Source organism: Mesorhizobium sp. (genome assembly GCF_004962925.1).
Classification (GTDB): Bacteria; Pseudomonadota; Alphaproteobacteria; order Rhizobiales; family Rhizobiaceae; genus Mesorhizobium.
Genome location: NZ_SUEO01000012.1, coordinates 1 through 22,745 on the forward strand (window position 1 = coordinate 1; position 22,745 = coordinate 22,745).

Sequence of the window (22,745 nt, forward strand, 5' to 3'; positions counted from 1 at the left end):
CCACCGGCCTCGACAAGGATCCCGACTTCCAGCGCCGCATGGCATTCCTGCAGCAGCGCGCGCTGCATGGCGAAATGGTCGAGAAGGATGTCGTCGACAAGGTCACCGATGCCGAGGTTCGCGCCCGCTACGACCAGGAAATCGCCAACACGCCGCCGACCAACGAGGTGCATGCCCGTCACATCCTCGTGAAGACGAAGGAAGAGGCCGACGCGATCATCAAGCAGCTCGACGGCGGCGCCGATTTCCAGAAGCTCGCCAACGAGCACACCAGCGATCCGAGCGGCAAGACCAGCGGCGGCGACCTCGGCTGGTTCGGTCCTGGACAGATGGTGCCGGAATTCGACAAGGCGGCCTCCGCGCTGGCGGTCGGCAAATACACCGAGCAGCCGGTGCAAACGCAGTTCGGCTGGCACGTCATCCGGGTCGAGGACAAGCGCACCAAGCAGCCGCCGGCATACGACCAGGTCAAGGATCAGGCCCGTCAGGCGGTCATCCGCGACAAGTACATCGCGCTGGTCAAGACGCTGCGCGCCGACGCCAAAGTCGAGATTCCGGACGAAAAGCTGAAGAAGACGGTCGACGCGCTGGAAAACACCAAGTAGGCCATTGCTCCGCCACGACAGGGCGCCGCACGGCGTCCTGTCGCTTTACCTATAGTGCGTCGACGCCTTGAATGCCGCCGGATCGCCGGCGGCGAGTGCGCCGGTGAATTCCGGGATCCGCACCAGAAGCATCATTGCCCAGAACAGCGGCCAGTCCGTCCATCGGCAGAACTCATTGCCCACGGCTTGCGCGGTCTGGCGGTTTTCCTTGAACGATGTCGCCACGGCACGAACGGCCAGGCCGAGCCTGGAACAGCGATGCTTCTTGCGCAGCAGCAGCATCCGCGCAAACTGGAAGCCCTTGTTGCGCCGGACATCCCAGATGAACCCCAGTCCCTCATAGGCGTGGATCGAGACGGCTTGGGCGGCAAGCTCCATCGCCACACCGTCCCTAAGCATGGCGTGCTGGCGCAGATGCGAGCTGACGAAGGGCCCATGGTCGGCCTCGAAGCGATATCGCTCAAGCACCGACTGTCGATAAAGCGCGCCATTGTTGCTGGCATGAATGATCTGGCCAAGTGTGTTGCGGCGCTCGATGAAGCCGCGGTCGAGCAGCGACATCACCCTTTTCATCATGCTCTCTTCGCCGTAGCTGGTCCGCCCCGAAACCGCGTCGAGCTTCGGGTTTTTCTCGACGGTCTCGTACAACGCCGCTAGCCATCCCGGACCGGGCAGGCAATCGGCTTCGACCACCGCAACGAGGTCATGGCGGCAGTATGACAGCGCAGCGTCCTTCAGTTGCGAGGATTCGTCGCTGTCATGCGTGGCTACGATCACCGACGGGCAGAGATATGCGGCCTTGCCGGCAAGCTCGGCCTCGATTGCGGAGGCATGCCCATTTTTTGAGGCATGCCCGCCTTCTGAACCAGGGTCGCCGGGCAGCATGATGACGATCTCGGCCGGCACGCCGCGCGTGTCCTGCGCGTAGGCGCACAACGAGCGCCGCAATTCCGCGTCGCCGTCGGACGTCAGATAGTCGGAAACGATGATCAGGCTGACGGGCAGCACTGGAGATGTTCTTTCAAGCAAGCCGCCGATCCCCCCATTCAACGCTTGTGAGCGATGCCTTGTACCACGTAGCGGACCGCTTTGCGTATGGTCGTTTCGTCTTCGTGGAGGCGATTGGTCAAAAGATGCGTCCAGGCAAAGGAGGCGACCAGGTCAGCGACGAGCATGGGATCGACGTCGGCCGCCACCTCGCCTCTTGCCTTGGCGCGTTCGACCATCTGGCCGGTATGGGCATGGCGTCCTTTCGTGTAGTCGGCAAGGACGGCGGCCACGGTTGCATCCGACTGTGCCTCGGCGATCAGCGACCTGAAGACGCTGCCTGACGATGTCTCACGCCAGTGTGAGAACAGGTTCTTCAGGAAGCCGACGAGATCGTCCTCGAGGTTTCCGGTATCGGGGTACTCGACGCGCTTGAGCCGCTGATAGACGTCGAAGAGCAAAGCGGCCTTGCTCGGCCACCAGCGATAGATCGTGGGCTTTCCAGCACGGGCCCGCCGCGCCACCGCTTCGATCGAGAAGCTGGAATAACCGGCCTCGACCAGCACCGCCTCGGCGGCGTCGAGAATGGCGTCGGCGCTATCGGGGTTACGCCGCGCGCCAATTGACTTGCGGGCCTGGTCTGCGTCCTCACCCATCTGCCATTTCCCTCGCCGGCAAGTTTCCCCTCAGCATTCATATAGGACCTCTTGACGAAAACGGAACGGTCCGTTTTATATAACGGAACGTTTCGTAACGATAAGGAGAGAGCAATGACCTCGACTGCCGCCGCCACCCGCTTCTCGCGCCCTCGCTTTGCCCTGCTGGTGCTTGCCGGCGTCTATCCGCTGATCACAGCCATCCTCTATGCAGTGTTCCCGCTGACCGAGGAATGGGAAATCTGGCAGCGCACGCTGGTCATCGCCCCGTTGATGGTCTCGATCATGATCTGGGGGCTCATTCCGGGCGTGCAGAGGATGTTCCGAGGGTTCCTCAATCCTGCCCCACGATGCGAGGGTGCTGCCGGCAGTTTCCTTTCCAGAAACGGCCTTTAGGGCGTAGCTGCCGGTGCCGCCCGCAACGGCCGGGAAAACGCCCTTGCGCCGGCGCCCGCTATCGGGCAAACCGGCGTTTCCCTTGCGTTTTCCCCGCCCGAGGCCTTCATGTCAGCCACGATTTCGCCGCTCGCGCCGAAGAAATATCCCAAAATGCCTGATATCGAGGGCGCCCGCATCGCCACCACCGAGGCCGGGATAAAGTACAAGAACCGCACTGACCTGCTGACCATGGTCTTCGATGCCGGCACCACGGTCGCCGGCGTGTTCACCAAGTCGAAATGCCCGTCGGCGCCGGTCGATTTCTGCCGGCAGAACCTTGGGCAGGGCAAGGCGCGCGTCCTGGTCGTTAACTCCGGCAACGCCAATGCCTTCACTGGCAAGAAGGGCCGAGCCTCCACGGCGATGACTGGCGAGGCTGCAGCCAAGGCTGCGGGCTGCGCGCCGGACGAGGTGTTTCTGGCCTCGACCGGTGTCATCGGCGAGCCGCTGGATGCCGGCAAGTTCAGCCATTTGCTCGCCGGACTGGTCAAGGACGGCAGACCGGATCTGTGGACTGAAGCCGCCAAGGCGATCATGACCACGGACACCTATCCGAAACTGGCGACCGCGACGGTGAAGCTCGGCGACGCCGACGTCACCATCAACGGCATTGCCAAGGGCGCCGGCATGATAGCGCCCGACATGGCGACGATGCTCTCCTTTATCGCCACCGACGCGCCGATCGCAGCGCCCGTGCTGCAGGATCTTTTGTCGCGCGGCACCGCCAAGACCTTCAATGCGGTCACCGTCGACAGCGACACCTCGACCAGCGACACGCTGCTGATGTTCGCCACCGGCACTGCCGCCAGACGCGGCGCGCCTGATATCACGGATGTCGGGGACGCGCGCCTCGGCGCCTTCCGCCGCGCGCTCGGCAAGGTGCTGAAATCGCTGGCGCTGCAAGTGGTGCGCGACGGCGAGGGCGCCCGCAAGCAGGTCGAGGTCACCGTCACCGGCGCAAAATCGGCCCGCTCGGCCAAGCGCATCGCGCTGTCGATCGCCAATTCGCCGCTGGTCAAGACGGCGGTCGCCGGCGAGGACGCCAATTGGGGCCGCGTCGTCATGGCCATCGGAAAGGCCGGCGAACCGGCCGACCGCGACCTTCTGTCGATCTGGTTCGGCGATATCAGGCTGGCGCATCAGGGCGAGCGCGATGCCGCCTACTCCGAGGAGGCGACATCGGCCTATATGAAGCGCGACGAGATCCGCATCCATGCCGATATCGGCATCGGCCGCGGCAAGGCGACGGTGTGGACTTGCGACCTCACCAAGGAGTATGTCGCCATCAACGGCGATTATCGGAGCTGATGGCGTTGGTTTCCAGACATCCGGCAAGCGTGCTTGCCATCGTGCGGCGCTACGAGGCGGCCGGCTTTCGCGCCTGGCCGGCGGCGGCCGTCCATTATGACGGCACCTGGGTGGTGCGGCTGACGGCGGGTCATCCGGCCAAGCGACTGAATTCGGTCAACCCGCTCGATCCGGGCGATATCCAGCACATTGCCGATCGCATAGGCCGCGCCAGCCGCCGTTTCGACGCCTATGGCCGGCCGCTGACCTTTCGCATATCGCCGCTGTCAGGGCCGGTCCTTTCCAAACATCTCGACAGCGAGGGCTGGAGCACATTCGACGAATCGCTAGTCATGCGGCTGCCGCTCGCGGACGCCCAGCTCGATGCCGCCATGGACCAGATTCCGCTGAAGGACATCAGCCGCTTCATCGGGGCGTCGCTCAAGGTGAGCGGCTCGGATGTGTCGCTGCGGCCGGGCCTGTCGGAGATCATCGGCGCCATCCAGCCGGAAGCCGGGCTGTTCGCGCTCGAAGAGGGCACCGAGCCGCTGGCGACGCTGATCTGCGTCCATGATGGCGATCTTGCCGGACTGTTCGAGATCGCCACCGACAAATCGGTGCGCAACAAGGGCCATGGCCGCCACCTCATCCTGTCGGCGCTGAAATGGGCGCGGCTGCGCGGCGCCCGGGAGGCCTGGCTGCAGGTCGAGGCCGACAATGCGCCGGCGCTGGCGCTCTATCGTTCGCTCGGGTTCGATGAAGTCTACCGTTACCACTATCGCCGGCCGCCCGGCGCATGACCGGCCCGAATCCTGCCGGTAAGCGCCTGCTCCTGGTCGCAGCCTGCGCGCTGGTCGATGCCGACGGCCGCGTGCTTCTGGCGCAGCGGCCCGAAGGCAAGCAGCTCGCCGGCCTGTGGGAGTTTCCGGGCGGCAAGGTCGAGCCCGGCGAGACGCCGGAAGAATGCCTCATCCGGGAGTTGTACGAGGAGATCGGCATCGACACCGATATTCCCTGCCTGGCGCCGTTCACTTTCGCCAGCCACTCCTACGATGATTTTCACCTGCTGATGCCGCTGTTCGTCTGCCGTCGCTTCCGCGGCATCGCGCAGCCGAAGGAGGGGCAAGTGCTGAAATGGGTGCGGCCGCGCCAGATGCGCGATTTTCCGATGCCGCCGGCCGACGCGCCGCTGATCCAGTTCCTCATCGATCTTCTGTGATTGTGCGTTCACTGCCCGACAGCGTTAATGGAAGATTTATCTTGCCGTGAAAAATTGACGGTATGGAAATCGAGGGAAGGCCATGTTCAGGCCTTCGCCGGAGAGCGACTGCATGAGCCTCGACAGGGACTGGGATTCGATCCGGCCCGACCGCAGTGAAAGCGCTGTCCATGTCGGGATGGGCATATTGCGGATCACGCTGCTGTTCGGCTCGGCCGCGGTGGCACTGGCCTTGATCGCGACGCCGTTACTCGACAGCCGGACGCGATTGCAGTCCGGCCGCGCCGATTTTGCCGGCGGCCTCGACAGGATGAGCACGGGCTCGATCGGGAACACAGGCCCGATCGGCCATACTTACACGCTGCGCAGGAGCGTGCTGCAGCCGCTGCCCAGTTCGGTCTGCGTGATACGCGACAATGGCAAGCGCAGCGGCGACTGCTGACATGGTTTAAAGCGGTCGTTTCATCGCCTGTTAAGCCTGTGCCATTAACCTTTCTTAACAGGTCGGCACTAGGGTTCCGGCAGGCGGGATCGACGGCCATGAAAATATTGCTGCAACGATTTTGGGAAGACGAAACCGGCGCGACGGTCATAGAGTACAGCGTCATCGTGACCGTGCTGTCGCTCGCCATCGTTGGCGGGGCCGGCCAAGTGTTCGATGCCCTCAAATGGCTGTTCAGCGACAACAACAGCAGGCTTGTCAACGCTTTCGCGCAGTGATCACGACGGGGGCACCCGCATCCGTAGAATCCGGTCAGCGCCCGCCGGGATTTTCCAGTATTGTCTTCAGCGAGATTTTCGCCGAGCCGGGCTTCAGCGGCTTTTGCTGCGAGGCGTCGGGCGCCCAGCCTGACATCCAGACGATCGGGAAACTCGCCCTGACGCGGCCATCGGCATCCGAAAATCGTTCGGCATAGATTTCGGCGGCGCGGGCAAACAGCCTTCGCGTCCCGGGTCGCCTGCTACGGTCGATAAGGGCGCTGGTCTCGCCCATCGCCCGCAGGTCCGCCATCACGCCGAACAGGGAATCGTAGCGCACCGTCACCGTCTCGACATCGGCGACCGGCAAAGCCAGGCCGGCGCGTTGCAGAAGCGCCCCGGCGTCGCGCACGTCGGTGAACGGGATGACGCGCGGGCTGGCGCCGCCATAAAGCTCGGTCTCGGCGGCGAGCAGGCTTTCGCGCAGCTCGGAAAGCGTACCGGCGCCGGCAAAGGCGCCGAGGAAAAGACCGTCCGGCTTCAGTGCGCGACGGATCTGCACCAGCATGCCGGGAATGTCGTTCATTGCCTGAAGGGACAGAAGAGACACGGCGAGATCGAGGCTTTCCGGCTCGAACGGCACGGTCTCCAGCGGCGCCACCAATCCCGCGGCATCGGCCAGGAACGCCGCATCCGCTTCGACGCGCGCGATGTCCGTCACCTTGCCGCTTGCCGCGAGCACGTCGACTGCCGCCGGCGTCTGGCAAAACAGCACGGCCGCTCTGTCAAATTTACGCTCCACGGCGCCCAGCCGGTCGGCTACCCGCCGCATCAGGAAATCCGCATCGGCAGCCGGACGGGCAAGGGCCCGGCGCTTGTGCGTCAGCCAGAGAGAGGTGTCGACTATGGGCTGCAACGGCAGGTTCCTGGTTTCCGCTCTCTGATATAGGGTGGCGGAGAACCAATCACGTGGCCGATCCAATGCCAGATATCAAGAGTATCGCTCGAAAGGCATTGGACTGGCCGGCGCGCATCCTGTTTCCGCCGGTTTGCGCCGGCTGCCGCCGGCATGTCTCGCAGCCCGGCGTGCTGTGCGGCGCCTGCTGGCCGAAGCTCAGGCTTCTGGAACGGCCATGGTGCCCGGTGATGGGCACGCCGTTCATCCATCACATGGGCGAGGGGTTCCTGTCGGCCGAGGCGATCGCCGACCCGCCGCCCTTCGAGCACGCGCGGGCCGCGGTCGCTTACTCCGGTGTCGCCCGCCAGATGGTGCAAGGGCTGAAATACCAGGATCGCACCGATCTGGCGCCGTGGATGGCGCGCTGGATGCTGCGCGCCGGCGCCGAACTGATCGCGGAAGCCGATGTGGTCGTGCCGGTGCCGCTGCACTGGCGGCGTTTTTTCAGGCGTCAGTTCAACCAGTCGGCGGAGCTGGCAAGGGCGGTATCGCAGCTTGGCGGCCTGCCTTTCGCACCCTCCGCGGTCAGGCGCGTCAAGCTCACCCGCCAGCAGGTCGGGCTGGAGCGGCGGGAACGCGAGGAGAATGTGCGTGCTGCATTCAGAGTGCCCGAGGAGGCGGAGATCGAGATCGCCGGCCGCCGGGTGCTCTTGATCGACGATGTCTATACCACCGGCGCCACTGTCCGAGCGGTCGCCAAGGCGCTGAAGAAGGGCGGTGCCGGGACCGTCGACGTGCTGACCTTTGCGCGCGTGCTGCCGGGGGACTTTCGGGCCGACGAGTCCGCGACTATATAAGATTTTGAGACAAGGCAGGATTGCTGACCGATGGTCGACGTGACGATCTATACACGGGTGATGTGCGGCTATTGCGCGGCGGCCAAGCGGCTGCTCGAGCGCAAGGGCGTCGCGTACACCGAGCACGACGCCTCCTTCTCGCCGGAACTGCGCCGGGAAATGATTTCCCGCGCGAATGGCCGCTCGACCTTTCCGCAGATATTCATCGGCGACACACATGTCGGCGGCTCCGATGATCTCCACGAACTGGAGGCGGAGGGCCGGCTGGACCGTCTGCTCGCCAACGGCTCGACTATTTAAGGACATGACGATGGGTGCTTTCAAGGCGGCGGCGATCCAGATGCGTTCGGGCACCAGCCCCGAGCGAAATGCGGTCGATCTGGAGCGGCTGGTGCGCGAGGCGGCAAGCCAAGGCGCCACCTATATCCAGTCACCGGAAATGACCGGTGCCCTGGTCCGCGACAAACAGGCGCGGGCCGCCTCCTTCACGTCCGAGGACAAGGACATCATCGTTTCGACCTCGCGCAAGCTGGCGAAAGAGCTTGGCGTCTACCTGCATATCGGCTCGACCGCCATCCTGCGCGCCGACGGCAAGCTCGCCAACCGCGCGCTTCTGTTCGGGCCGGACGGCGCCACGATTGCTACCTACGACAAGATCCACATGTTCGACGTCGATCTCGACAATGGCGAGAGCTGGCGCGAATCCGCCGCCTACGAGCCGGGCACCGAGGCTATCGTTACCGAGATCGATGGCGCGAGGCTGGGTTTCGCCGTCTGCTACGATCTGCGCTTTCCGCAGCTCTTCCGCGCCGAAGCACTGGCCGGCGCCGACCTGCTTTCGGTGCCCGCCGCCTTCACCCGCCAGACCGGCGAGGCGCACTGGCATGTGCTGCTGCGGGCGCGCGCCATCGAAAACGGCGCCTATGTCGTCGCCGCGGCGCAAGGCGGACTGCACGAGGACGGCCGCGAGACCTATGGCCATTCGCTGATCGTCGATCCCTGGGGTCGCATCGTCGCCGAGGCCGCACATGACGAGCCCGCCGTGATCGTCGCCGAGATCGACCTGGCGCAGTCGGTCGCCGCGCGCAAGAAGATCCCAAACCTGAAAAATGCGCGGGATTTTGCCGTGAACGGCGGACCGGCTCAGGCACTGCCGCTTAGGGGTGCAGCATCTTGATCCGCTTTTCCCTGATCTGCGAGCACGAGCACGAATTCGAAGGCTGGTTTCGCAGTAATGACGATTTCGACACCCAGAAGAAACGTGGCTTTGTCGATTGCCCGAGTTGCGGCTCGCACAAGGTCGAGAAGGCGTTGATGGCCCCGGCCGTCTCCACCGGGCGCAAACAGGAAAAGATCGCGCTCGCCATGGGCGAGGCCCAGAAGCAGGCGCTGGCACAATTGAAGGCGATGGCCGAGAAGGTGCGCGAGAATGCCGACTATGTCGGAGACAAATTTGCCGAGGAAGCGCGCAAGATCCATTTCGGCGAGAGCGATCCGCGCGGCATCTATGGCGAGGCGACGCTGGAGGAGGCGAAGAGCCTGGTCGAGGACGGCGTCGAATTCATGCCGATCCCAAGCTTCCCCGACGAGCGCAACTGACAGGCTAGCGGTGAAAACCGGACGCTTGGTACCCGAGACGGGATTCCGCTTCCGACCCAATCCGGTCGTCTCCGTCACATGTCCGAACGTCGCAAAAGAGTTTCTTCGTGCCGTTCAAAGGCTTCTGGAGTATGCTGTTGGACGTGCGCTCCGAGCAGACGGAGGAGGAGCCATGGAGGTCGGTTCCTGGCTGCGCGATCAAGGACTGGAACAGTACGAGGAAGTGTTCCAGCAAAACGACATCGATCCCGAAATACTTCGGGATCTTACCGCCGAAGACCTGATTGGGCTTGGCGTCATTTCAGTAGGTCACCGCCGTAAACTGCTCGCCGCGATTGCTGCGCTGCGCGAGACCGTTCAACAGGCGACCAGCCCAGCCGGGGATGCACCGGCCGCCAGCGGGACGCCGATGTCACTCCCGGCGGCGGAGCGCCGCCAGCTCACTGTGATGTTTGTCGACCTCGTCGAGTCGACCGCGCTCTCGTCACGGCTTGACCCAGAGGAGATGAGCGAACTGCTGCGGCACTATCAGGGTGCGGTGGCGGGCGCGATTGCGCGGTTCGAGGGACACGTTGCCAAGTACATGGGCGATGGCGTGCTTGCATACTTCGGTTATCCGCGTGCTCACGAGGATGAGGCCGAACGGGCCGTGCGGGCGGGGCTGGCGGCGGTCGAGGCAGTGCGGGGTCTGCAACCACCGCACGGTGGGACGCTTCAAGCTCGGGTCGGCATCGCCACCGGCCTGGTGGTTGTCGGCGAGTTGGTTGGTGAAGGTGCAGCGCGTGAGGAGACGGTCGTCGGCGACACGCCCAATCTAGCGGCGCGACTGCAAAGTCTGGCCGAACCTGGAACCGTGGTGGTGGCATCCCGCACCCGGCAGCTAATCGGTGGCCTGTTTGATCTTGTCGAACTCTGTTTCCAGCCGCTGAAGGGTTTTCCTAGTTCCGTACGCGCTTGGCGCGTGCTCGGTGAAAGCGCTGCAGAAAGCCGTTTCGAAGCCTTGCACGGGGCGGCCCTGACCCCGCTCGTCGGTCGCGACCATGAGATCGGCCTCCTGCTGAAGCACTGGGAAGCAGTCAAGGAAGGCGAAGGCCAGGTGGTGCTGCTCGCGGGCGAGCCCGGTATCGGCAAGTCGCGCCTTGTCCGGGCCCTGCGCCGGCGGCTGGAAAGCGAGCCGCATACGACTGTGAGTCACTACTGCTCGCCATATTATCAGACCAGTCCGCTTTATCCGGTGATCGGCCTCCTGGAGCGGGCGGCCGGGTTCGCCGCAGGCGATCCCCTCGAAGCGAGACTGAACAAACTCGAGGCGCTGGTCGCGCTTTCAACTGAAGACGTCGCCGGCGTGGCCCCTTTGCTCGCGGTGCTGTTGTCGATTCCAGCGGGCGACCGCTATCCGCCCTTGGAGTTGAGTCCGCATCGGCAGAAAGAGCAGACGCTGGAGGCGTTAGTCGATCAACTCATGGGGCTCGCGGCGCATCAGCCTATCTTGGCCGTGTATGAGGACGTCCACTGGGCGGATCCGACCTCGCTGGAGCTGCTGGATCTTGTGATTGATCGCGTGCAGGACTCGCGGGTATTGGTGCTCATCACATTCCGTTCTGAGTTCCTGCCACCGTGGCTGCGCTATGCTCATGTCACCGCGCTGACGCTTAGTCGTTTGAGCCGGCGGCAAGGCACAGCTATGGTCGAGAGGATGACCGGCGGCAGGGCACTGCCCACCGAAGTGCTCAGTGAGATCGTCGCAAAGACAGACGGCGTGCCTCTATTCGTGGAAGAGCTGACGCGGGCCGTGATCGAGACCAACTTGCTCAAGGACGAGGGCGACCACTACGCTCTCGCCAGTCCGCTGTCAGCCATCGCAATTCCAGCCACGCTTCAGGAGTCGCTACTGGCTCGGCTCGACCGACTGGCCCCCGCCAGGGAGGTAGCACAGCTTGCAGCCGCTATCGGACGAGAATTCTCACACGAGTTGCTCGTGGCAGCCGCGGCGTTGCCGAAGGGCGAGGTGGAGGATGCACTGGACGACCTCATTGCGTCAGGATTGGTGTTCCGTCACGGGATTTCGCCGCAGGCGACCTACAGCTTCAAGCACGCGCTTGTACGCGATGCGGCCTATGCGACGCTTGTGCGGACGAAACGGCTGCGCTTGCATGCGGGGATCGCCAGGGCGATCGAGCACCGTTTCCCGGAAATCGTCCAGGGGCAACCCGAACTTCTAGCCCAGCACTACGCGGAGGCGGGATTGCCTGAACCGGCAATCAATTACTGGTTCAGGGCCGGACAAGCGGAGATTGCTCGCTCCGCAACGGCGGAAGCGATCACCCATCTGACAAGAGGGCTGGAGTTGCTTGAGGCCCTACCTGATGATGCCGCACGGTGGCGGCAGGAACTCGACCTGCAAATCGCTCTTGGCGTCGCCCTGATGACTGCCAAGGGTTGGGCAGCGCCGGAGGTCGGGCGCACCAACGCGCGAGCGCGCGAATTATGCGAGCGGCTCGGTGGCTCAAATCGGCTGTTGCCTGTCCTCTACGGGGACTGGGTCTTCCACGTCGTGCGCGCGGAGTTGGACGCGGGGCGAAAGGCAGGAGAGGAGCTGCTCCGTCGCGCTCGGGAAGAACGGGATGTGTCGGCTGAGACCGTCGGCAACCGCATCGTCGGAACCGATGCCTTCCTTCGCGGCGAGATGGTCATCGCTCGCGAATATCTGGAGAGGTCGCTCGCCCTTTATGACCCGCAGCAACACCGCTCCCTCGCCTTCCTGTTTGCTCAGGACCCCCGGGTGGCAGGGCTGTCCGTCCTATCCTGGACCCTGTTCGCTCTTGGCTATCCCGATCGAGCCCAGACGAAGAGCAACGAGGCGTTGACGGACGCAAGGGACCTGTCCCACCGCAACACCCTCGGCTATGCCCTGCTTTATGGCTGCATCCTGTCGCAGCTTCGCGGCGACTGGCGAGAAGCCCGGGAACGCGCAGATTCGCTGATCACGCTCGCAAGAGCGCAGGGCTCTCCACACTTTCTTGGAGCAGGCATGGTCATTCGAGGCTGGACGCTGGGCGAGACAGGCGAGTTACAGGCGGCCATCACACAGGTTCAAGAAGGTTTGGGGTCGTGGCAGGCGACCGGAGCGAGATTCCTGGTTCCATTTTTTCTAAGCTTGCTCGCACATCTCGAAACCCAAGCCGGCAAAGCTAAGATGGGGTTAGATTTGCTGACCGACGCGCTGAGTCAAGTGCGCGAAACCGGCGAGCGGTGGTTCGAGGCGGAGCTGCATCGGCTGACAGGCGAACTGATGCTTCAGCTGCCGATGGTTGATCGAGCCGGGGTGGAAGCACGGCTCCGGCACGCGACCGAACTAGCTCGAGGGCAACACGCCGACTTGTGGGAGTTGCGCGCGGCGACAAGTCTCGGCCGACTACAGATCGCGCAGAATCGGGGCGGCGAAGCTCATGACCTGCTCGCGCCCCTCTGTAGCAAGTTTACCGAAGGATTCGCGACATCGGACTTGCAATCGGCCCAACGGGTCCTTTGCGAGGCTGACGGTCGCCAACCGTGATCACAAACCTCGACGCTCACGGCAGCCCAAGGCCGCCGGCTCCGACCAGCGTTCATGGACTATAAGGATCGGCCCTTGTTGTCGGTCTGGTTCGATACCGGCCTTGGCTTTAGCGTGGCGACAAACGTCCGAACATGGTGCGTTTGTCCCCGTTGGGGGAACGGATGGGAATTTCGTCTTTCCACCCTGAGCGGTAGTTTAGTTTGGGGTACTAACCGTCAGATTTCCACCCTAGCTCACGCTGCCTATCAATTTCTCAAGCAGGCGAGCAAGCGTCTCCTGCTCCGGGCGCGTCAGGCCAGAAAGTATCTCGTGTTCGTTGGCGACGTGAGCGGCGACCGCCTCATCGATCAAGGCGAGACCTTTTGCGGTCAGTTGCACGACAATCCCGCGCCGATCGTTGGGATGCGGCCCGCGCATGATCAATCCGGATTGTTCGAGCCGGTCGAGCCGGTTGGTCATGGCGCCCGACGTCACCATCGTCGCTTCATAGAGGGCGGTTGGCGTCAGCGCGTAAGGTGATCCGGAACGGCGCAGCGTCGCCAGCACATCGAATTCCCCGGATTGCAGTCCGAAACGGGCAAACAGCGGAGCGAGGCGTTCTCGTGCTATCAGCGACGAGGCTTCGTTCAACCGTCCAAGCACGGCCATCGGAGAGACATCGAGATCCGGCCGTTCTCTTTTCCATTGCTCGATGGCCTTCGCTGCGCGATCCATCTATCTCACCGCTAAATATCTTGACGTTAAGAATCTTTGCGCTGTCTTATCTGAAGATGCAATGCCGGCCAAGAGCCGCAAATAGGCGAAAGGGCTACGAATGAGATTTCTCTGGGATTCGGCACTCGGCCTTTTGGTCGTCACCGGCGGCCTGCTCGGCCTGACGCTGCCTTTCGGCAAGATGGCGACGGCGGCCGGCGTTTCCGCCATGGTCTGGGCCCTTGTCATCTCGCTCGGCGCCGGCGGCGTGCTTTTCTGCGCCTTGCTGCTGCGCGGGCAGCGCATCCGGCTCACCCCGCACAGGCTGCGCTACTTCTTCGTCACCGCAGCAGTGTCCTACGCCTTCCCCAATCTCTTGATGTTCTCGGCCATTCCGCATCTCGGCGCCGGCTACACCGGCATCATGTTCACGCTATCGCCGGTCATCACGCTGGTGTTTTCGATCCTGCTCGGCGTTCGCCGTCCCAACCTGCTTGGTGTCATCGGTATTGCCGTCGGCTTCGTCGGTGCCGTCTTGGTGGCGATGACGCGCGGCGAGGCCGGACAGCCGGCCGAATTTTTCTGGGTAGCGATAGGACTGCTCATCCCGGTCAGCCTTGCCGCCGGCAACATCTACCGCACCGTCGACTGGCCCGAAGGGACCGGGCCGATCGAGCTTGCCGTCGGCAGCCATCTGGCAGCGGCTGCGCTGCTTTTGGGCGGTATCCTCACGCTGCAAGGCGGGGGTTCGCTCGCCCTGCTCGGCGGCGTGCCGCTGGTGGTCGTCGGGCAGGTCGCGTCAGCCGCGGCGATGTTCGCCTTCTTCTTCCGGCTGCAGGCGGTCGGCGGCCCGGTCTATCTCAGTCAGATCGGCTATGTCGCGGCTGCGGTCGGGTTGTTTGCCGGCACGATCTTTTTGGGCGAGCACTATCAATTGCTGACCTGGGCGGGTGCCGTCATCATCACCGCCGGCGTCTTCATCACCACCAAAGCGCAAAGCCAGGTCACCACAGACGCGCAGAGCCAGACGGGTGAGAAGGTGGCGGCGTGAGAAAGTTCAGGCGGATGCCTTTTCCGCCAGCACCATGTAGTTGACGTCCATGTCCTTCGACCGCTGCCAGCGGTCGGCGAGCGGATTGTAGGCGACGCCGGTGCGGTCGATGATGGTCAGGCCGGCGCCGGCAAGCGCCTTTTCCAGCTCGTCCGGTCGCACCAGCTTGCCGAACTGGTGGGTGCCGCGCGGCAACCAGCGCAGCACATATTCGGCGCCGATAATGGCCAAGCCTAGCGCCTTCAGCGTGCGGTTGATGGTGGCGACGAACATGATACCGCCGGGCTTGACCATCTCGCCGCATTTGGCGACGAACAGGTCGATGTCGGCGACATGCTCGACCACTTCCATATTGAGGATGACGTCGAATTTCTCGCCGGCGTCGGCCAGATCCTCCGCCGTCGTGGCACGGTAATCCACTGTCACGCCGACCTCCGCCGCATGCAGCTTGGCCACTTCGATGTTGGTGGCGGATGCGTCGGCGCCGACCACCTCGGCGCCAAGCCGCGCCATCGGCTCGCACAACAGCCCGCCGCCGCAGCCGATGTCGAGGAAGCGCAGGCCTTCGAACGGCCGCGCCGCACGCGGGTCGCGGCCGAAGCGCGTCGCCACCTGGTCGCGTATATAGGCAAGCCGGATGGGATTGAACTTGTGCAGCGGACGGAATTTGCCGTTCGGATTCCACCATTCGGCGGCAAGGGCGGAAAAGCGCTCCACTTCTCCGGCATCGATCGTCGACCGTCGGGGTTCTGGCATGGCGTGTCTCCCGCAGACTCAAAAGTTCAGAGCGCGATCGGGTGCAAAACCGGATAAGACTTTTGCTGATCGCGCTCTGGTGCGCTAGGAAGTCGGTCGCGAGGCAGCGAATGTCAAGGCAGCAATTTCGCCTGTCGACAGGCCAGTGCTCATGATGCCAGGCGACGCTGACTGCGATCTGTCAGCATATGTCAGCTTGATATGCCTCACGTCGCCCAAGTAGGCAAACGGCGGCATGCCTTGCGAAACCCTAAGCATTTGGCTAAGGAGGCCGCGAATTCAGCGACCGGCCCGGCCGGAACGCTCCCTTTCCGCTTTTCGGCCGTCGGCCCGGCATCCAGTCAAAGGCATTTCGCTTCCATGGCGCGCATCGTGATGAAATTCGGCGGAACCTCCGTCGCCGACATCGCCCGCATCCGCAATGTGGCGCGTCATGTCAAACGCGAGGTCGATGCCGGCCATGAGGTCGCGGTGGTCGTCTCGGCGATGTCCGGCAAGACCAACGAGCTCGTGCAATGGACGCGCGAAGCCTCACCTATGCACGATGCACGCGAATATGACGCCGTCGTCGCCTCCGGCGAGCAGGTGACTGCCGGCCTGCTGGCGATCGCGCTGCAGAACATCGGCGTCCATGCCCGTTCCTGGCAAGGCTGGCAGATTCCGATCAAGACCGACAATGCACATGGCGCGGCGCGCATTCTCGACATCGACGGCGCGTTCCTGATCAAGCGCTTCGGCGAGGGCCAGGTGGCGGTGGTCGCCGGTTTCCAGGGCATCGGGCCGGACAACCGCATCGCAACGCTCGGCCGTGGCGGCTCCGACACCAGCGCGGTCGCCATCGCGGCGGCGGTCAAGGCCGACCGCTGCGACATCTATACCGATGTCGACGGGGTCTACACCACCGATCCGCGCATCGAACCGAAGGCGCGGCGGCTGGCCAAGATTTCCTTCGAGGAAATGCTTGAAATGGCCTCGCTCGGCGCCAAGGTCCTGCAGGTACGCTCGGTCGAGCTTGCCATGGTGCACAGGGTGCGTACTTTCGTGCGGTCGTCCTTCGACGATCCCGACGCGCCCGGAATGGGGGATTTGCTCAATCCGCCCGGAACGCTTATTTGCGACGAGGAAGAGATCGTGGAACAGCAGGTCGTCACCGGAATTGCCTACGCCAAGGACGAAGCGCAGATTTCGTTGCGCCGTGTCGGCGACCGGCCGGGCGTCGCCGCCGGCATTTTCGGACCGCTGGCCGAAGCCAACATCAATGTCGACATGATCGTCCAGAACATTTCCGAGGACGGCAAGTTCACCGACATGACCTTCACTGTGCCGTCCGGCGATGTCGACAAGGCGCTTGCCGTGCTCGAGCGGCTGAAGGCCACGATCGGCTACGACGTGGTGCAATCGGAAGCCGGCATGTCGAAGGTCTCGGTCATCGGCATCGGCATGCGGAGCCATGCGGGCGTCGCCGCCACCGCCTTCAGGGCGCTGGCCGACAAATCGATCAACATTCGTGCGATCACGACCTCCGAAATCAAGATTTCGATCCTGATCGACGGTCCCTACACCGAACTTGCGGTTCGTACTTTGCATTCCGTCTACGGTCTGGATAAGCAGTAGCAGACTGCATCGGCCCGAAGATCGGAGTCGATTCTCGGAAAGCACGATGCAGCAGATCGAAAGTCTTAGAGCGTCCTTTGTCCGTCCAATTGGATGCATGGCGCTCTAATTGAGTTGTTGCGTGAGCGCCGGTCGCGGGAGAAACTGCGGCGGGCAGAATGTCCATTGGAGAACAAGCCGCGATGCGTGATACGGCCGGCGGCCCGCGCGTTTTGCTGAAACGGCTCCGCGAGCTCATGCAGGAGCCGCTGGAGCCGCAGGAGCGGCTCGACCGTATCGTGCGCGACATCGCCTCCAACATGGTCGCCGAAGTGTGCTCGCTCTATGTGCTGCGCGCCGATTCGGTGCTCGAACTCTATGCCACCGAGGGCCTGAACCCGAAAGCCGTCCATTTGGCGCAACTCAGGCTGGGGGAAGGCCTCGTCGGCACGATCGCGGCCTCAGCACGGCCGCTCAATCTCTCCAACGCGCAGGAACACCCGGCCTTCGCCTATCTGCCGGAGACAGGGGAAGAGATCTACAATTCCTTCCTCGGCGTGCCTGTGCTCAGGGCAGGGCGCACGCTCGGTGTTCTGGTCGTCCAGAACAAGACCATGCGCCACTATCGCGACGACGAGGTCGAGGCGCTGGAAACGACGGCGATGGTGATCGCCGAGATGATCGCCACCGGCGACCTTGCGCGGCTGACCCGGCCGGGGCTCGAACTCGACTTGCGCCGCCCGGTGAGCTTTACCGGCCTGTCCTTCAACGAGGGCGTCGGGCTCGGCCATGTCGTGCTGCACGAGCCGCGCATCGTCGTCACAAATCTGTTCAACGAGGACAGCGAGGAGGAGATCAAGCGGCTCGATGCATCCCTCGGTTCGCTCAGGCTCTCCATCGACGACATGCTGGAACGCCGCGAAGTCGCCTTCGAGGGCGAGCATCGCCAGGTGCTCGAAGCCTATCGCATGTTCGCCAACGACAGCGGCTGGGTGCGCCGGCTGGAAGAGGCGGTCCGCAACGGCCTGACGGCAGAAGCGGCGGTGGAAAAAGTGCAGAGCGACATGCGTGCCCGCATGCTGCATATGACCGATCCGTATCTGCGCGAGCGGATGAGCGATTTCGACGATCTCGCCAACCGGTTGCTGCGCCAGTTGATGGGGCGCGGGCCGGACGATGTCGCGGCCTCGCTGCCGAAGGACGCCATCATCGTCGCCCGCTCGATGGGCGCCGCCGAACTGCTCGATTATCCCAGAGACAAGCTGCGCGGCGTGGTGCTGGAGGACGGCGCGGCGACCAGCCATGTCGTCATCGTGGCGCGGGCCATGGGCATACCGGTCGCAGGCCAGATGAAGGGCGCCGTTTCCATGGCGGAAAACGGCGACGCCATCATCGTCGACGGCGAAGAAGGCGCGATCCATTTGCGCCCCCAGCCCGACCTCGAAGCCGCCTATGCCGAAAAGGTCCGCTTCCGGGCGCGGCGGCAGGAGGTCTACCGCGAACTGCGCAAGAAGCCCTCGGTGACCAAGGACGGTGTCCAGGTCGACCTTTTGATGAACGCAGGCCTGGCCGTCGATCTGCCGCAGCTTGCCGAGGCGGGCGCCGCCGGCATCGGCCTGTTCCGCACCGAGCTGCAGTTCATGGTCGCCTCGACCTTCCCGCGTGCGGAAGCCCAGGAACGGCTCTACCGTGACGTGCTCGACGCGGCGCGCGGCAAGCCGGTGACCTTCCGCACCATCGATATCGGCGGCGACAAGGTGCTGCCCTACTTCAAGGACACGATCCAGGAAGAGAACCCGGCGCTCGGCTGGCGCGCCATCCGCTTGACGCTCGACCGGCCGGGCCTGCTGCGCACCCAGATCCGCGCGCTTCTGAAGGCGTGCGGCGGGCGTGAACTGAAGCTTATGCTGCCGATGGTGACGGAACTCGGCGAGATCGCGCAGGCGCGCGAAATCATCGATCGCGAGGTGCGCCATCTGTCGCGTTTTGCCCATCATTTGCCGACCAGCCTGAAGCTCGGGGCCATGCTGGAAGTGCCATCGCTGCTGTTCCAGCTCGATGAGCTGATGAAGGCCGTCGATTTCGTCTCGGTCGGCTCGAACGATCTGTTCCAGTTCGTCATGGCGGTCGATCGCGGCAACACGCAGCTCTCCGACCGTTTCGACACGCTGTCGACGCCGTTCCTGCGCGTTCTGAAGAAGGTCGCCGACGCCGGGGTGCGCAATAACACCCCGGTGACCTTGTGCGGCGAGCTGGCCGGCAAGCCGATCTCGGCGATGGCGCTGATTGGCCTTGGCTACCGGTCGATCTCGATGTCGCCGGCCTCGATCGGTCCGGTCAAGGCGATGCTGACGGAACTGCCGCTGGCCGAGCTGCAAGCATTTTTCGATGACAATCTGATGGCGCCGTCCCAGGGATTGCCGATGCGGGCGCTGCTGCAAGCCTTTGCCGACGACCGCTCCATTCCGTTGTAGTACCCCACCATGATCAACCTGCCCCGCGACCGTATGGATCAAGTCGTCAAGCGTTTCGACATGCTCGAAGCGCAGATGTCGGCTGGGCCGGCGGCGGACGCCTATGTCAAGATGGCTTCGGAATATGCCGACATCCAGGAGATGGTGGCAAAGATCAGGGCGCTGCGAACCGCCGAGCGTGAACAGGCCGACCTGGAGGCGATGCTCGCCGACAAAAGCACCGATGCCGAAATGCGGGCATTGGCCGAGGCCGACCTGCCCGAGGTCAGGGAACGCATCGAAGCGCTGCAGAAGGACATCCAGATCCTGCTTCTGCCCAAGGATGCCGCCGACGACAAGAACGCCATCCTCGAAATCCGCGCCGGCACCGGCGGCGATGAGGCGGCGCTCTTTGCCGGCGACCTGTTTCGCATGTACGAACGCTACGCTGCGGCACGCGGCTGGCGTTTCGAGACGGCGTCGGCAAGCGAGGGCGAGGTCGGCGGCTACAAGGAAATCATCGCCACCATTTCAGGCAAGGGGGTCTTTGCCCATCTGAAATTCGAGTCCGGCGTGCACCGCGTGCAGCGCGTGCCGACGACCGAGGCCGGCGGGCGCATCCACACCTCGGCGGCGACGGTTGCCGTGCTGCCCGAAGCGGAAGAGGTCGACATCGACATCAGGGCCGAAGACATCCGCATCGACACGATGCGCGCCTCGGGTTCGGGCGGCCAGCACGTCAATACTACCGATTCGGCGGTGCGCATCACCCATCTGCCGACCGGCATCATGGTGGTGCAGGCGGAGAAGTCGCAGCACCAGAACCGGGCGAAAGCCATGCAGATCCTGCGCGCCAGGCTTTATGACCTCGAGCGCGGCAAGGCTGACGAGGAACGCTCCGAATCGCGCAAGTCGCAGGTCGGTTCGGGCGATCGCTCGGAGCGCATCCGCACCTATAATTTCCCGCAGGGCCGCGTCACCGACCATCGCATCAATCTGACGCTCTACAAGCTCGACCGGGTAATGATGGGCGAACTCGACGAGATCATCGACGCGCTGATGGCCGATCACCAGTCGAAGCTGCTCGCCGATATCGGCGTCGATGGCTGACAACCTGGCAGGTACACTCGGGCTGCCCGGTACGCTCGGGTCGCTGCTGAAAGCGGCGCGGGCACGCCTTGCCGCTGCCGCAGTCGCCGATCCGGCGCTGGATGCCAGGCTGATCGTCGAACATCTTTCCGGCACCACCCGCACACAAGCCATCGCCGATCCCGAATGCAGGGTCGATGCCGGTGCGCTTGCCGCGATCGATGCAGCCTTGAGACGGCGCATCGCCGGCGAGCCGGTGCATCGCATCCTCGGCCATCGCGAATTCTACGGCTTGCGCCTGTCGCTTTCAGCGGAAACGCTGGAGCCGCGACCAGATACCGAAACGCTGGTCGAAGCGGTGCTGCCCTTCGTGAAGACGACGGCAGAACGGCAAGGCGAATGCCGCATCCTCGATCTCGGCACCGGCACCGGCGCTATCGCATTGGCGCTGCTCAGCGCCGTTCCGGCGACGGTCGCTACTGGGGTCGACATTTCGCAAGAGGCGCTGGCCACCGCCATGCGCAATGCAAGGGAATTGGGGTTGGCCAGCCGGTTCCAGGTGCTCAAATCCGACTGGTTCGAAAAAGTTTTTGGCCGATACCATGTAATTGCCGCCAATCCTCCCTATATAGCTTCCATAGACATTGAAAATCTGCAGGACGAAGTCCGCGATTTCGATCCACACCAAGCCCTCGATGGCGGCGTGGACGGTCTTAGTCCCTACAGGATCATTGCCGCCGAGGCGGCAGGTTTTTTGGAAGCCGAGGGCAGGATTGTGGTCGAGATCGGCCACACGCAACGCCAAGAGGTCACGGACATATTCTCCGCAGCCGACTACGGTTCGGCCGGGGTTTTTCGCGATCTTGGCGGAAACGACAGGGTTCTGATCTTTGAACTGACAAAGCCGTGATGCAGTGCGAAAAAACGCTTGGCAATGCCGGGGAATGCGGCTAGGGTCGCCTTAACCGGATGAGACGAAGCAGGCAGTGCTCTTAGCGATTCGGTTTCCTTGGAAATAGCTGCCTTCTTGCGCAAACGACGCCCAAGCTTCGTGCGGGAATCGTCCGACAAGTGATGTAACCGGAACAGGATGACACGTGGCGCCAACGCAATCGATGCGGGCGAACGCCGGTGAAGAGACGAAACGGCTGGCTGCATGAGCGCCTCCGTTCGTGAAGAGTTTTCGAAAATTTCAAAATGAAGAGAGTCGAATGAGGCCACAACAGCAGAACAGGCGCATGCGCGGTCGCAACAACAGCGGCGGCGGTGGTAACAACAACAATAATAACAACAACCGCAAGGGCCCAAATCCCCTGACGCGCAACTACGAGAGCAACGGTCCGGACGTGAAGATCCGCGGATCGGCTCAGCAGATCGCCGAAAAATACGCAACCCTTGCCCGTGACGCGCAAAGCTCCGGCGACCGGGTGATGGCGGAAAACTATCTCCAGCACGCCGAGCACTACAATCGCATCATCGCTGCCGCGCAGGCGCAGATACCGATCCAGAGCGCTCAGCAGAATCGCGACGATTTCGACGATGACGGCGACGAAGATCGCGACGAGTTCGACAATGCCGGCAACAGCAACGTCGGTGAGACGGCGGCTCCGGTGGTCAACCACGGTGCCGGCCCGCAGCCGGTTATCGACGGCACGCCGGCCGAGTTGGCGTTCAACCAGGAAAACGGCCGTGACAATCGCGACAACGGTGGGCGCGACAACGGTGGACGCGACAACAATGGCGGCCGCCATCGTGACCGTCGCCCCAATGGCGGCTACGGCCAGAACGGCCAGCGCGGCGAATATGGTGCGCGCGGCGAGCAGGGCGGACAGCGCAGCGATCAGAACCGGCGCAACGAGACACCGGTACAGAACGAAACGCCCGTACAGGCGCAAGCTGTGTCTCCGGTTGAGCCTGCTTCTGTGGCCGAACCCGCGCCGCAGCTCGAAAACTTTTCGCCGGCGGCTCTCGCTGCCCAGGCCGAGATGAACGAAGCAGCCGCCGAAAGCGGCGCTGCCCGCCGCCCCAGGCGTCCGCGCCGTCCGCGCGTCACTGCCGACAAGGTGGATGGCGGCAACGACAATGCTGGCGCCGATAATGGGAATGCAGCTCCAGCGGAAGACGCCGGTGGCGAGCCCGCCATCATCGACGTCAACAACTGATCGAGCAAGTTTTCAGACATTCTTGGACGGCGGAGAGAAATCTCCGCCGTTTTTGTTCGTGCGCCTGTGGAATATTATGCGTTCGCCATTATCGGACGTCTTGAGGGGCCGTGACTTGCGCACCATATCTCGCGTGAACAGGAC

23 protein-coding genes are annotated in these 22,745 nt (G+C 63.5%); 18 read left to right on the forward strand and 5 right to left on the reverse strand.

Annotation, left to right across the window (positions count from 1 at the left end):
• On the forward strand, positions 1 to 605 hold a 605-nt coding region (locus E5W87_RS04905), incomplete at its 5' end, for a peptidylprolyl isomerase (protein ID WP_292394571.1).
• Positions 606 to 650: 45 nt separating this feature from the next.
• On the opposite strand, the gene E5W87_RS04910 is transcribed toward E5W87_RS04905, so the two are convergent.
• Both E5W87_RS04910 and E5W87_RS04915 read right to left on the reverse strand, forming a co-directional pair.
• Complete coding sequence (locus E5W87_RS04910) at positions 651 to 1,634, reverse strand: glycosyltransferase (RefSeq protein ID WP_292394573.1); 984 nt, start codon at positions 1,632 to 1,634, stop codon at positions 651 to 653.
• Between the two features lie 17 nt (positions 1,635 to 1,651).
• The gene (locus tag E5W87_RS04915) at positions 1,652 to 2,248 is read right to left on the reverse strand and encodes a TetR/AcrR family transcriptional regulator (protein WP_292394575.1); all 597 of its coding nucleotides are present in this window, start codon (positions 2,246 to 2,248) and stop codon (positions 1,652 to 1,654) included.
• A gap of 114 nt (positions 2,249 to 2,362) precedes the next feature.
• Here E5W87_RS04915 and E5W87_RS04920 point away from each other — a divergent pair, with 114 nt between their 5' ends.
• The 6 genes from E5W87_RS04920 (at position 2,363) to E5W87_RS04945 (ending at position 5,912) form a co-directional block, all read left to right on the forward strand.
• Positions 2,363 to 2,644: a hypothetical protein gene (locus tag E5W87_RS04920; protein WP_292394577.1), complete on the forward strand. Its 282-nt coding sequence runs from the start codon at positions 2,363 to 2,365 to the stop codon at positions 2,642 to 2,644.
• Positions 2,645 to 2,752: 108 nt separating this feature from the next.
• Positions 2,753 to 3,994, forward strand: coding sequence for a bifunctional glutamate N-acetyltransferase/amino-acid acetyltransferase ArgJ (gene argJ / locus E5W87_RS04925; protein WP_292394579.1), 1,242 nt, complete (start codon positions 2,753 to 2,755; stop codon positions 3,992 to 3,994).
• Complete coding sequence (locus E5W87_RS04930; protein WP_185928366.1) at positions 3,994 to 4,773, forward strand: GNAT family N-acetyltransferase; 780 nt, start codon at positions 3,994 to 3,996, stop codon at positions 4,771 to 4,773. Before argJ ends, E5W87_RS04930 begins: the two co-directional genes overlap by 1 nt.
• Entirely contained in the window at positions 4,770 to 5,192 is a 423-nt protein-coding gene (locus tag E5W87_RS04935; RefSeq protein WP_292394582.1) for a (deoxy)nucleoside triphosphate pyrophosphohydrolase, read from the forward strand. The genes E5W87_RS04930 and E5W87_RS04935 overlap by 4 nt, the downstream gene beginning before the upstream one ends.
• 112 nt (positions 5,193 to 5,304) lie before the next feature.
• Positions 5,305 to 5,634, forward strand: coding sequence for a hypothetical protein (locus E5W87_RS04940; RefSeq protein WP_292394584.1), 330 nt, complete (start codon positions 5,305 to 5,307; stop codon positions 5,632 to 5,634).
• 98 nt (positions 5,635 to 5,732) lie between these two features.
• On the forward strand, positions 5,733 to 5,912 hold the full coding sequence (locus E5W87_RS04945; protein WP_127295399.1) for a Flp family type IVb pilin: 180 nt from the start codon (positions 5,733 to 5,735) through the stop codon (positions 5,910 to 5,912).
• Positions 5,913 to 5,946: 34 nt separating this feature from the next.
• Here E5W87_RS04945 and E5W87_RS04950 read toward each other — a convergent pair whose 3' ends face one another.
• Positions 5,947 to 6,807, reverse strand: a complete 861-nt coding sequence (locus tag E5W87_RS04950) for a methyltransferase domain-containing protein (protein WP_292394587.1) — start codon at positions 6,805 to 6,807, stop codon at positions 5,947 to 5,949.
• Positions 6,808 to 6,860: 53 nt separating this feature from the next.
• Between E5W87_RS04950 and E5W87_RS04955 the strand changes: the two genes are divergently transcribed.
• The 5 genes from E5W87_RS04955 to E5W87_RS04975 all read left to right on the forward strand — a co-directional run bounded on the left by E5W87_RS04955 (position 6,861) and on the right by E5W87_RS04975 (position 12,801).
• Positions 6,861 to 7,646 (forward strand): ComF family protein, encoded by a 786-nt coding sequence (locus tag E5W87_RS04955; RefSeq protein WP_292394589.1) that lies wholly within the window; start codon positions 6,861 to 6,863, stop codon positions 7,644 to 7,646.
• Between the two features lie 30 nt (positions 7,647 to 7,676).
• Entirely contained in the window at positions 7,677 to 7,946 is a 270-nt protein-coding gene (grxC, locus tag E5W87_RS04960; RefSeq protein ID WP_127295405.1) for a glutaredoxin 3, read from the forward strand.
• Between the two features lie 10 nt (positions 7,947 to 7,956).
• Positions 7,957 to 8,823: a carbon-nitrogen hydrolase family protein gene (locus E5W87_RS04965; protein WP_292394592.1), complete on the forward strand. Its 867-nt coding sequence runs from the start codon at positions 7,957 to 7,959 to the stop codon at positions 8,821 to 8,823.
• Positions 8,820 to 9,245, forward strand: coding sequence for a DUF1178 family protein (locus E5W87_RS04970; RefSeq protein ID WP_292394594.1), 426 nt, complete (start codon positions 8,820 to 8,822; stop codon positions 9,243 to 9,245). The genes E5W87_RS04965 and E5W87_RS04970 overlap by 4 nt, the downstream gene beginning before the upstream one ends.
• A 172-nt stretch (positions 9,246 to 9,417) precedes the next feature.
• Positions 9,418 to 12,801, forward strand: a complete 3,384-nt coding sequence (locus E5W87_RS04975) for an AAA family ATPase (protein WP_292394595.1) — start codon at positions 9,418 to 9,420, stop codon at positions 12,799 to 12,801.
• Positions 12,802 to 13,032: 231 nt separating this feature from the next.
• On the opposite strand, the gene E5W87_RS04980 is transcribed toward E5W87_RS04975, so the two are convergent.
• Entirely contained in the window at positions 13,033 to 13,518 is a 486-nt protein-coding gene (locus E5W87_RS04980) for a MarR family winged helix-turn-helix transcriptional regulator (RefSeq protein ID WP_292394596.1), read from the reverse strand.
• A 100-nt stretch (positions 13,519 to 13,618) separates the two neighbouring features.
• Between E5W87_RS04980 and E5W87_RS04985 the strand changes: the two genes are divergently transcribed.
• The gene (locus E5W87_RS04985; protein ID WP_292394598.1) at positions 13,619 to 14,548 is read left to right on the forward strand and encodes a DMT family transporter; all 930 of its coding nucleotides are present in this window, start codon (positions 13,619 to 13,621) and stop codon (positions 14,546 to 14,548) included.
• A 6-nt stretch (positions 14,549 to 14,554) separates the two neighbouring features.
• Here E5W87_RS04985 and ubiG read toward each other — a convergent pair whose 3' ends face one another.
• Complete coding sequence (gene ubiG / locus E5W87_RS04990) at positions 14,555 to 15,304, reverse strand: bifunctional 2-polyprenyl-6-hydroxyphenol methylase/3-demethylubiquinol 3-O-methyltransferase UbiG (protein ID WP_292394600.1); 750 nt, start codon at positions 15,302 to 15,304, stop codon at positions 14,555 to 14,557.
• A gap of 360 nt (positions 15,305 to 15,664) precedes the next feature.
• On the opposite strand from ubiG, the gene E5W87_RS04995 reads away from it, so the two are divergent.
• The 5 genes from E5W87_RS04995 (at position 15,665) to E5W87_RS05015 (ending at position 22,601) form a co-directional block, all read left to right on the forward strand.
• Complete coding sequence (locus tag E5W87_RS04995) at positions 15,665 to 16,918, forward strand: aspartate kinase (protein WP_292394602.1); 1,254 nt, start codon at positions 15,665 to 15,667, stop codon at positions 16,916 to 16,918.
• Between the two features lie 182 nt (positions 16,919 to 17,100).
• Positions 17,101 to 19,371 (forward strand): phosphoenolpyruvate--protein phosphotransferase, encoded by a 2,271-nt coding sequence (gene ptsP / locus E5W87_RS05000; protein ID WP_292394604.1) that lies wholly within the window; start codon positions 17,101 to 17,103, stop codon positions 19,369 to 19,371.
• A gap of 9 nt (positions 19,372 to 19,380) precedes the next feature.
• The gene (gene prfA / locus E5W87_RS05005) at positions 19,381 to 20,460 is read left to right on the forward strand and encodes a peptide chain release factor 1 (RefSeq protein WP_292394606.1); all 1,080 of its coding nucleotides are present in this window, start codon (positions 19,381 to 19,383) and stop codon (positions 20,458 to 20,460) included.
• The gene (gene prmC / locus E5W87_RS05010; protein WP_292394608.1) at positions 20,453 to 21,349 is read left to right on the forward strand and encodes a peptide chain release factor N(5)-glutamine methyltransferase; all 897 of its coding nucleotides are present in this window, start codon (positions 20,453 to 20,455) and stop codon (positions 21,347 to 21,349) included. The genes prfA and prmC overlap by 8 nt, the downstream gene beginning before the upstream one ends.
• Positions 21,350 to 21,677: 328 nt before the next feature.
• A complete protein-coding gene (locus tag E5W87_RS05015; RefSeq protein ID WP_292394610.1) occupies positions 21,678 to 22,601 on the forward strand; it encodes a DUF4167 domain-containing protein in 924 nt (307 codons plus the stop codon).
• The last annotated feature ends 144 nt before the right edge of the window (positions 22,602 to 22,745 follow it).

Bases quoted from the DNA above. Each gene is read 5' to 3' on its own strand.
- E5W87_RS04975 (WP_292394595.1), top strand. From the start codon at position 9,418: ATGGAGGTCGGTTCCTGGCTGCGCGATCAAGGACTGGAACAGTACGAG.
- E5W87_RS04995 (WP_292394602.1), top strand. From the start codon at position 15,665: ATGGCGCGCATCGTGATGAAATTCGGCGGAACCTCCGTCGCCGACATC.
- E5W87_RS04935 (WP_292394582.1), top strand. From the start codon at position 4,770: ATGACCGGCCCGAATCCTGCCGGTAAGCGCCTGCTCCTGGTCGCAGCC.
- prfA (WP_292394606.1), top strand. From the start codon at position 19,381: ATGATCAACCTGCCCCGCGACCGTATGGATCAAGTCGTCAAGCGTTTC.
- prmC (WP_292394608.1), top strand. From the start codon at position 20,453: ATGGCTGACAACCTGGCAGGTACACTCGGGCTGCCCGGTACGCTCGGG.
- E5W87_RS04915 (WP_292394575.1), bottom strand. From the start codon at position 2,248: ATGGGTGAGGACGCAGACCAGGCCCGCAAGTCAATTGGCGCGCGGCGT.
- E5W87_RS04930 (WP_185928366.1), top strand. From the start codon at position 3,994: ATGGCGTTGGTTTCCAGACATCCGGCAAGCGTGCTTGCCATCGTGCGG.
- E5W87_RS04985 (WP_292394598.1), top strand. From the start codon at position 13,619: ATGAGATTTCTCTGGGATTCGGCACTCGGCCTTTTGGTCGTCACCGGC.
- E5W87_RS05015 (WP_292394610.1), top strand. From the start codon at position 21,678: ATGCGCGGTCGCAACAACAGCGGCGGCGGTGGTAACAACAACAATAAT.
- E5W87_RS04965 (WP_292394592.1), top strand. From the start codon at position 7,957: ATGGGTGCTTTCAAGGCGGCGGCGATCCAGATGCGTTCGGGCACCAGC.
- grxC (WP_127295405.1), top strand. From the start codon at position 7,677: ATGGTCGACGTGACGATCTATACACGGGTGATGTGCGGCTATTGCGCG.
- E5W87_RS04945 (WP_127295399.1), top strand. From the start codon at position 5,733: ATGAAAATATTGCTGCAACGATTTTGGGAAGACGAAACCGGCGCGACG.
- E5W87_RS04920 (WP_292394577.1), top strand. From the start codon at position 2,363: ATGACCTCGACTGCCGCCGCCACCCGCTTCTCGCGCCCTCGCTTTGCC.
- E5W87_RS04940 (WP_292394584.1), top strand. From the start codon at position 5,305: ATGAGCCTCGACAGGGACTGGGATTCGATCCGGCCCGACCGCAGTGAA.
- ubiG (WP_292394600.1), bottom strand. From the start codon at position 15,304: ATGCCAGAACCCCGACGGTCGACGATCGATGCCGGAGAAGTGGAGCGC.
- E5W87_RS04980 (WP_292394596.1), bottom strand. From the start codon at position 13,518: ATGGATCGCGCAGCGAAGGCCATCGAGCAATGGAAAAGAGAACGGCCG.
- ptsP (WP_292394604.1), top strand. From the start codon at position 17,101: ATGCGTGATACGGCCGGCGGCCCGCGCGTTTTGCTGAAACGGCTCCGC.
- argJ (WP_292394579.1), top strand. From the start codon at position 2,753: ATGTCAGCCACGATTTCGCCGCTCGCGCCGAAGAAATATCCCAAAATG.